Source organism: Janthinobacterium woesei (genome assembly GCF_051380875.1).
In the GTDB taxonomy this organism is placed as follows: Bacteria; Pseudomonadota; Gammaproteobacteria; order Burkholderiales; family Burkholderiaceae_D; genus Janthinobacterium.
This window is the reverse complement of sequence record NZ_JBNYXW010000037.1, coordinates 1-6,816: the sequence shown is the minus strand read 5'-3', so window position 1 is coordinate 6,816 and position 6,816 is coordinate 1. Positions and strand designations below refer to the sequence as shown.

The following is a 6,816-nucleotide window of genomic DNA, read 5'->3' as shown; positions in this document are numbered from 1 at the left end:
TTCGTTTGCCATTTGCGCGTCCAAATATTGAGAGTAAACGCCTTTCTTGGCAGGTTTACAAGCAATATTTTTTCCCTACGGCCAAACCGACCACTAATCCTTCATGCAATCGCCCTGCCAGCTTCTGAAGGCCAGCGCGGCCGAATCGGCGGCCTTCAGCGCGTCGCCCAGCGTGGCTGCAGCGGCCACCGTGATCACGTCGCCGGAGGTCGGACTGACGCGGGAAAAGGTGGCACCGTTGGACGCGTGCACATGTTTGTTATCGATAATCAGCGTGGTTTCCATGAATTTCTCCAATTGGTTCAACAGGCGTTAAGCAAGCAACTTGACGCAGCATTAATAGCGTACGGCAGCGCCGCCGCCACGTCTGACAGAAACTTGCCGACGTGATGACGGATTTGTGCCAGATTGGGACGGCGCACGCTCTTTGCGCGTCACCGACGGCGTCTCGTCGAACGCCAGCAGGTAGCTACGGTTAAATTCGCCGATATGGCCGCACCCCCAGCCCATGGCGATCTCGGCGATCGTCTTGTGCGCCGAGGCGGTGTTTTGCAGCTCGGCCCGGATCCTGGCCAGCCGCAGCGTGTGTACGTATTGCATGGGAGAGCCCTCGGCGGCGCCGGCAAATGCGCGCGCCAGCGAACGCACGCTGCAATGCGCGGCGTCGGCGATGTCGGCCAGCGTGAGGGTGTCGCGGAGGTGGCGCTCGATGTAATCGGCTGCCGCGCGGAACTGGCGCGGCGCCGTGCCACGCCGGCCCGGCTGCGGCGCGCCCTGCCAGGTGTGCGGCTGGATGTTGAGCAGGGTTAGCATCAGATGCTCTTCCAGCGACGCCATTTCCGGCGCCGACACGGGCGCACCATCGGTATCATTTAACGTCGCCACCAAGTAGTGGACTAACGCCATCCAGCGCCACGAGGCGCCGGCACCTGGCATTTCAGCCTGGAAGTGCAGCCGGCCACCGCCAGGTTCGCCGTGCGCGCTGCCACTCAGTTGTTCCAGGCGGCGGCGCTCGAAGCGCAGTTTCAAGACCTCGGTGTCGGCTCCGTAGACAAACATCGGAGCATCCTCGGCCTGCGTGATCAGGCGGTCGCCGACGCCCACTTCGAGCAGCCGTCCGCCACTGGCGATGGCAATGCTGCCCCTGATCGCCGTGGTCACCAGCAGCGCGTCGGCCAGCCCGGATGGCACGATGTCGACAGCCCGGCCAAACGCGAAGGTCGATACCGATACCGAGCAGCACAGCGCGGCCCGGATGCAGACCGGTCCGACCGCTTCGGGCGTCCTGTTCAGGGCCCGGAACGGCCCCTGCAAGCGCTCGATGACGGCACTGGCGGCGCTCATTTCCCCGCTCACCACTCTGGTGTAGCGCTCGTCCAGTTGTAGGTCGGACGGCAGGTCGCGCTTCATGCGCGGCCCCGCAAGTAAGCCGGGCCAGCACCGGCCATCAGCCACGCAGCGCGCATCATCCGGTATGCCGCAGCGCAGTCAAAACGCAGCACCGGCTTGATCATCACGCCGCTCTCGCGTACGTTCAGCCCGACGAACGGCAAACTTGGTTCATTCATGGAAGGACCATCTTCGACGGGCCGCTTGCCAGCTCCGAGCAATCTCATGCGGACTCCGCGTAGCGCCATACAGGATGCTGCAGCACCCGCTGGTCCATCGACCGCAGCGTGTGCAGGCAGCGGTGCAGCTTGGCATACACGTCGCCGCCGTAGTCCCAGCCGAGCACACCGATGCTACCGCTGTAGCCCACCCGCTCCAGCGCGGCCAGGATGGCGAAGTTATCCAGCTCACCCCGGTCGAGCGGCTCCATGGTTGCCACTCCGCCCCACCCGATCGGCGACATGCTGCTGCCGGACAGGACCACCTGCATCAGCCACGGCCGCATGGCCGCCAGGCGCCCATCGAGATCGCCCTCCTGGCTAGCGTACCAATGGTAACCGTTGAACGACAGACCGAGGCGTGGGTGGTTGAACTGCTGGCACAGCGCCACCACTTGGGCGGTGGTCTGCGTTACATGCTTTAAGTGCGGGTACAACGCGATGCGCAAGCCCCGCCGCTCGGCGACCGGCAGTAGCGATGCGATAAAGCGTTGGATCGCCGCGCCGCCATTGAGCGAGGATTGCACGGCCAGCTCGATCAGCTCCACGCCTTCCACTGTGTCGACGATGCGCCGCAGCACAGCGTCGTTGCGACCTTCGTGCAGCACCAGATAGAGCGCCGTGACGTCGATGCCATGGCGGGCCTTGACGGTGGGCAGCAGCGACAGGTCAGTCAGCGGCGTGCCGCCCCACGCGGACACGGTGATGCCGTCAAAGCCCAGTTCGGCGAGCATTTCACATTGCGACTGGAACGCATACACCCCCATCGAAGTGTAAAAGAAAGAATCGAGTGCATGGACAGAATGGGGTATCACGCTGTGCCCCCCGCTCATGACGATTGGGCCGTCATGACGGCCCAATCCGGATGGGCCGCGAGACGGCGCTCCATGGCACGGAACGCCACGCGCGAGCGCTCCAGATTGCCATACACGTCGCCGCCCATGCTTTCCCAGCCCAATACGCCGTAACGCCCGGTATAGCCGCGCCGCTCCAGCGCCCCCAGCAGCACGAAATTGTCCATTTCGCCTTCGTCGAGCGGCTCGATGGTGGCGACGCCGCCCCAGCCCAGCGGCGACAGGCGGCAACCGGCAATGTTGACCTGGCGCAGCCACGGCCACAACGCATCGAGGCGCCGCTCCAGGTGCTGCTCCTGCGCCCCAAACCAATGGTAACCATTGAATACAATGCCCAGGTTGGGATGGTCGAACTGCTGGCACAAGGCGACCGCTTCCGAGGTCGTCTGCATGCCGTAGCGCACGTGCGGATACAGGGCGATGTCGATGCCGCGCCGTTCGCAGACCGGCAGGATGGCCTCAAGCAGACGGCGGTCGGCGTCCTGCACCTGATCGCCGGAATGGAGCGCCAGTTCGATGCTGTTGCAGCCCTCGATCGATTCAACGGTGCGGGTGACGAACCCCTCCAATCCCTCGCGATAGATCAGATACAGGGCGCCGACATCGAGGCCCCATTGCTGTTTCACCTCGGGCAGCAAGTACAGTTCCTTGCTCCACGCCGACACAGTCAGGCCCTGATAGCCCTGTTCGGCCAGCATCTCGCATTGCGTCGCCAGCGGATAGGTCCCGAGCTTGGTCTGGAAAATGAAATCCATATGGTGCAACGGGCGGTTCATGGCTGCCCGTCCGCGCCCAAGCTGGGAAACAGCGGTAACAGATGTTCGCCCAGTTCGTCGATAACTTCCGCGGCCGGACGCCGCGTCGGCTTAAAATGCAGCGCGACGTGCGACACACCCTGCTCCTGCTGGCGCAGCCACAGTTCGCGCAGCGCGTTGCGGCCGGCGCGCAGCACGCGGCCCGTCTGCAGCGGCAGGTCCGGATCGCGGTCCAGATCGAACAGCGTACCGTAGCCATAAGGCTTGAAGACACCGCTGCCGCTGGCCAAGCGCCATTGTTCGATGATGGCTGGAATACGCGCCGGGTCGGCCAAGTAAGACAGGATGCCGTCGGTGTTGCGCGCCGTCCATTCAGTGCTCTGTCCCGCGTGCCCGATGACGAGCATGGGCAGGCGCCCCGCCGCCGGCTTCGGCACCAGCTCCAGGTTGCCACTCAGGCGGCCGTAGAAGCGCGACGCATGTACCGGCCAGTCTTGCTCGGTGGCGGCGCGGATCAGCGCCAGCGCGTCGCGGAAACGCTCGGCGCGGTTGTCGAAATCAACCCCGAAGGCCGGATATTCGACCGGCCGGTCGCCGGTCGCCAGGCCAAGCAGGAAGCGGCCACCCAGCAACTGGTCGACGGTGCTGGCCTGCTTGGCCACGATCAACGGGTCGCGCAGCGGCAGCACGATGCCGGCCGTGCCGATCGCGATGCGGTGCGTGATGGCGGCGAGGTAGCCGGCATAGGCCAGCGGATCGAGGATCTGGCCGACGTCGCCGAAGTTGGGATCGTAGAACGGCACGTCACGCAGCCACAGCGCGGCAAATCCGGCCTGGTCGACCTTGACCGCCATCGCGGCATGGTCGGCCAGCGTCGGCCCGACACTGTCAGGGTAACTTTCCAGTGGGGCGATGAAACCGAAGGTCAGGTGACCCGGCTGAAAAACCCGGGAGTAGCCGGGATGTCGGGCAAGTTCGGGCGCGAGCGCGCCCACAGTGGAAGTGGCAGTCATTTCAATCCCGTCGAAAAGCGGTGTTAGCCAGCCCGAACAGAATGCCCGGGCCGGTCGGCAACTAGTGGTTACCACTATAGAATGCCGGCTTTAAAAGAAAAATAGGCTAATATTCTGAAGATATCGGAAAATTATGATGAAGTGAACTCAAGATGGCTATGGATTATTTTGGCGCCCTGGGCGCGTTTGTGCAGTCCGCGGAGACGCGTAGTTTCACCGAGGCCGGGCGCCGTTTAGGCATATCCTCATCGGCAATCGGCAAGGCCGTCGTGCGACTGGAGGAAGATCTGGGCGCCCGCTTGTTTCACCGCTCGACCCGTGCCATCACGTTGACAGCAGAGGGCGGCCGCTTTCTGGAGCGCTGCCAGCGCATCCTGGCGGAATTCGATGTGGCGCGGGCCGAGCTGAGCCAGGCCAAAGCGGCACCACGGGGCAAGTTGCGGATCGGCCTGCCTCAGATAGGCATGCGGCTGATGCCGCACCTGCTGGCGTTTCAGCATAAGTTTCCGGACATCGAGCTCGAACTCAATTTCAGCGATGAACTGGTCAACGTCATCGATGAAGGGTACGACGCGGTGATACGCATCGGTGACGTCGACGATTCACGCCTGACCACGCGCGCACTCGACGGCTACCGGCACCGGCTGGTGGCGGCCCCCGCCTACCTGGCGCGGCGCGGCACACCCGAACGCCCGGACGACCTGGCCTCACACGCCTGTCTGCGCTATCGTTTCCCGAGTAGTGGCAAGCTCGATCGCTGGCCGCTGCTCGTCGACGGGCAGCCAGTCGATATCGAACTGTCGCAGTCGGCCATTGCCAATGCGATCGACCCGTTGCAGGCGATGGCGGAGGCTGGCGCGGGCATCGCCCTGCTGCCGGACTTCATTGCCGCAGACGCCATCGCGGCCGGCCGGCTGGTGTGCGTACTGGAGGAATACGTCAGCGACCACCGCAAAGTCTGCCTGCTGTGGCCGTCAAGCCGGCAACCGCTGCCCAAAATCAAGGCGTTCGTCGACTTCATGGTCGAGCGGATCGGCAGCGGTAATCGGTAAAACATCGAATAAAACTTGCTGTGACAATTCCAAATACGCGGCGGGACTGGCACCTCCAAGTGAGCGCGCCCTGCCGGGCGCACCACGAAAAACGGCGCCGAGAGCGCCGTTTCGTCTTAAAATTCGATGTAATGGCCATCGCAAAGAATGAACATCAGCCCATCAAATCAGGTGATCACACTCACGAATTCCGGAAAGTTTTACTGCGCTCGATCCGGAAGCGTGTAAGCAATGATGTAGTCGCCATGATCCGGCGCCGAGCGTGAACCACTTGCCGTGACGACAACATACTGTTTGCCGCTCTCGGGCGACGTGAACACAAGCGGGGTCGATCCGCCTCCGACAGGGATCGCGCTTTTCCAGAGAACATTACCGGTCATCACGTCGAGTGCGCGCAGATAGTAGTCAGACGTCGCTGAGAAAAAGACCAGACCCGAACCCGTGATCACTGCGCCACCGAGAGTCGGCATGCCCAGTTCGATCGGCATATTGGTCTTGATGCCCAGCGGCCCGAATTGTTCGGGGGTTCCCAGCGAACGATGCCACAACACTTTCTGAGTGTTCATGTCGATGGCGGCCATGGTGCCGAATGGGGGATTCGTGCATGGCACGCCGAGGAACGACTGCACCATGCCGCGTTCGGCACCATACGGGGTCTTTTTCATCGGGATGACGCCGCCGACACCTGCCGATTTTTTTCCGGCAAGGCGCTGGTCCACCACCTCGCGGCTGAGCAAGCGACCCTTCATCATGATCCGCATGTCGTTGACGATCATGATGTCATGTTGCTTGTCGATGGATTGACCGCCCCAGTTCGTCGTGCCATACCAGGACGGACTCTCAAGGTACCATTTCAACTGCGGCGGCGTGTGGCCGAGTCCTCGTCCCTCACTTCGAAGCCGTCCGCACGCAGTTTGTTCAATGCGGCCTCCATATAGCTCGTGTTCCACAGGACGTTCATGTTGAGCACCAGGCCGGGCGCCGAGCTGGTCTTCCTGTCCTTCGCGGTAGTGCTGTCGCAGCTCGCCTCGCTTGCCATGGAAAACGGCCCGTGCCACGCTGTGCCGCCCCTCCCCACGGTTGAGTTGTTGTTGGCGCCGACTGAAAACTGACCCAGGTGTTCTACTACTTCTGCCTCATTATTAGGCGGGAGAAATAATAGGTGATCACCATGGAAATGTTAGGCAAGGTTCGACGGATGCACCTGCGCGACAAGCTGTCGCTGCATGAAATATCGAAGCGCACGGGGCTGTCCCGCAATCCGAGCGCTATCGCCATCTGGCACTGTCGCGCCCGATCTTGCCGCGCGACGTACACACGGAGCACACCTTGATTTTCGATGCCACATTGAAGCGTGACGATAAAAGGGCCTGTGCGGCGCTTGAACAACATATCCGCCTGACCTTCGACTCCATCAAGTGGTTTGCGTCAACTATCTTGGCCGGTCGGCGTCAATTATCTTGGCCGGTGAAGCGAGTTGTTGTTAATCCTTCTGAGTTGTCGCCTTGCCGCTGGCCGGCGCCTGCGCCGACTTC

Annotated in this window: 8 protein-coding genes and 2 pseudogenes; 2 read left to right on the top strand and 8 right to left on the bottom strand. The window is 62.5% G+C overall.

The genetic code is table 11. The features are described 5' to 3' along the window. Nucleotides 1–93 precede the first annotated feature (93 nt). The 6 genes from ACQ4W6_RS25435 to ACQ4W6_RS25410 form a co-directional block, all read right to left on the bottom strand. Entirely contained in the window at nucleotides 94–285 is a 192-nt protein-coding gene (locus tag ACQ4W6_RS25435) for a hypothetical protein (protein ID WP_436569942.1), read from the bottom strand. A gap of 51 nt (nucleotides 286–336) precedes the next feature. Beyond that, nucleotides 337–1,410 (bottom strand): helix-turn-helix transcriptional regulator, encoded by a 1,074-nt coding sequence (locus tag ACQ4W6_RS25430; RefSeq protein ID WP_436569941.1) that lies wholly within the window; start codon nucleotides 1,408–1,410, stop codon nucleotides 337–339. Beyond that, the gene (locus ACQ4W6_RS25425; protein WP_436569940.1) at nucleotides 1,407–1,616 is read right to left on the bottom strand and encodes a hypothetical protein; all 210 of its coding nucleotides are present in this window, start codon (nucleotides 1,614–1,616) and stop codon (nucleotides 1,407–1,409) included. Before ACQ4W6_RS25425 ends, ACQ4W6_RS25430 begins: the two co-directional genes overlap by 4 nt. Then, a complete protein-coding gene (locus ACQ4W6_RS25420; protein WP_436569939.1) occupies nucleotides 1,613–2,341 on the bottom strand; it encodes a TIM barrel protein in 729 nt (242 codons plus the stop codon). The genes ACQ4W6_RS25425 and ACQ4W6_RS25420 overlap by 4 nt, the downstream gene beginning before the upstream one ends. A gap of 95 nt (nucleotides 2,342–2,436) precedes the next feature. Next, nucleotides 2,437–3,237 (bottom strand): sugar phosphate isomerase/epimerase family protein, encoded by an 801-nt coding sequence (locus tag ACQ4W6_RS25415; RefSeq protein ID WP_436569938.1) that lies wholly within the window; start codon nucleotides 3,235–3,237, stop codon nucleotides 2,437–2,439. Continuing rightward, entirely contained in the window at nucleotides 3,234–4,229 is a 996-nt protein-coding gene (locus ACQ4W6_RS25410; RefSeq protein WP_436569937.1) for an LLM class oxidoreductase, read from the bottom strand. Before ACQ4W6_RS25410 ends, ACQ4W6_RS25415 begins: the two co-directional genes overlap by 4 nt. Before the next feature lie 152 nt (nucleotides 4,230–4,381). On the opposite strand from ACQ4W6_RS25410, the gene ACQ4W6_RS25405 reads away from it, so the two are divergent. Beyond that, nucleotides 4,382–5,281, top strand: a complete 900-nt coding sequence (locus ACQ4W6_RS25405; protein ID WP_436569936.1) for a LysR family transcriptional regulator — start codon at nucleotides 4,382–4,384, stop codon at nucleotides 5,279–5,281. Nucleotides 5,282–5,481: 200 nt separating this feature from the next. Here ACQ4W6_RS25405 and ACQ4W6_RS25400 read toward each other — a convergent pair whose 3' ends face one another. Beyond that, a complete protein-coding gene (locus ACQ4W6_RS25400) occupies nucleotides 5,482–6,231 on the bottom strand; it encodes a PQQ-binding-like beta-propeller repeat protein (RefSeq protein ID WP_436569935.1) in 750 nt (249 codons plus the stop codon). Then, nucleotides 6,135–6,339, bottom strand: a pseudogene (locus ACQ4W6_RS25395) (Tn3 family transposase). Before ACQ4W6_RS25395 ends, ACQ4W6_RS25400 begins: the two are co-directional and overlap by 97 nt. A 241-nt stretch (nucleotides 6,340–6,580) precedes the next feature. Here ACQ4W6_RS25395 and ACQ4W6_RS25390 point away from each other — a divergent pair. Then, a pseudogene (locus ACQ4W6_RS25390) lies at nucleotides 6,581–6,816 on the top strand (hypothetical protein); the annotation flags it as partial.

Excerpts from the sequence above, each read along its gene's own strand:
- ACQ4W6_RS25435 (WP_436569942.1), bottom strand. The coding sequence starts at position 285 with ATGGAAACCACGCTGATTATCGATAACAAACATGTGCACGCGTCCAAC.
- ACQ4W6_RS25430 (WP_436569941.1), bottom strand. The coding sequence starts at position 1,410 with ATGAAGCGCGACCTGCCGTCCGACCTACAACTGGACGAGCGCTACACC.
- ACQ4W6_RS25425 (WP_436569940.1), bottom strand. The coding sequence starts at position 1,616 with ATGAGATTGCTCGGAGCTGGCAAGCGGCCCGTCGAAGATGGTCCTTCC.
- ACQ4W6_RS25420 (WP_436569939.1), bottom strand. The coding sequence starts at position 2,341 with ATGCTCGCCGAACTGGGCTTTGACGGCATCACCGTGTCCGCGTGGGGC.
- ACQ4W6_RS25415 (WP_436569938.1), bottom strand. The coding sequence starts at position 3,237 with ATGAACCGCCCGTTGCACCATATGGATTTCATTTTCCAGACCAAGCTC.
- ACQ4W6_RS25410 (WP_436569937.1), bottom strand. The coding sequence starts at position 4,229 with ATGACTGCCACTTCCACTGTGGGCGCGCTCGCGCCCGAACTTGCCCGA.
- ACQ4W6_RS25405 (WP_436569936.1), top strand. The coding sequence starts at position 4,382 with ATGGCTATGGATTATTTTGGCGCCCTGGGCGCGTTTGTGCAGTCCGCG.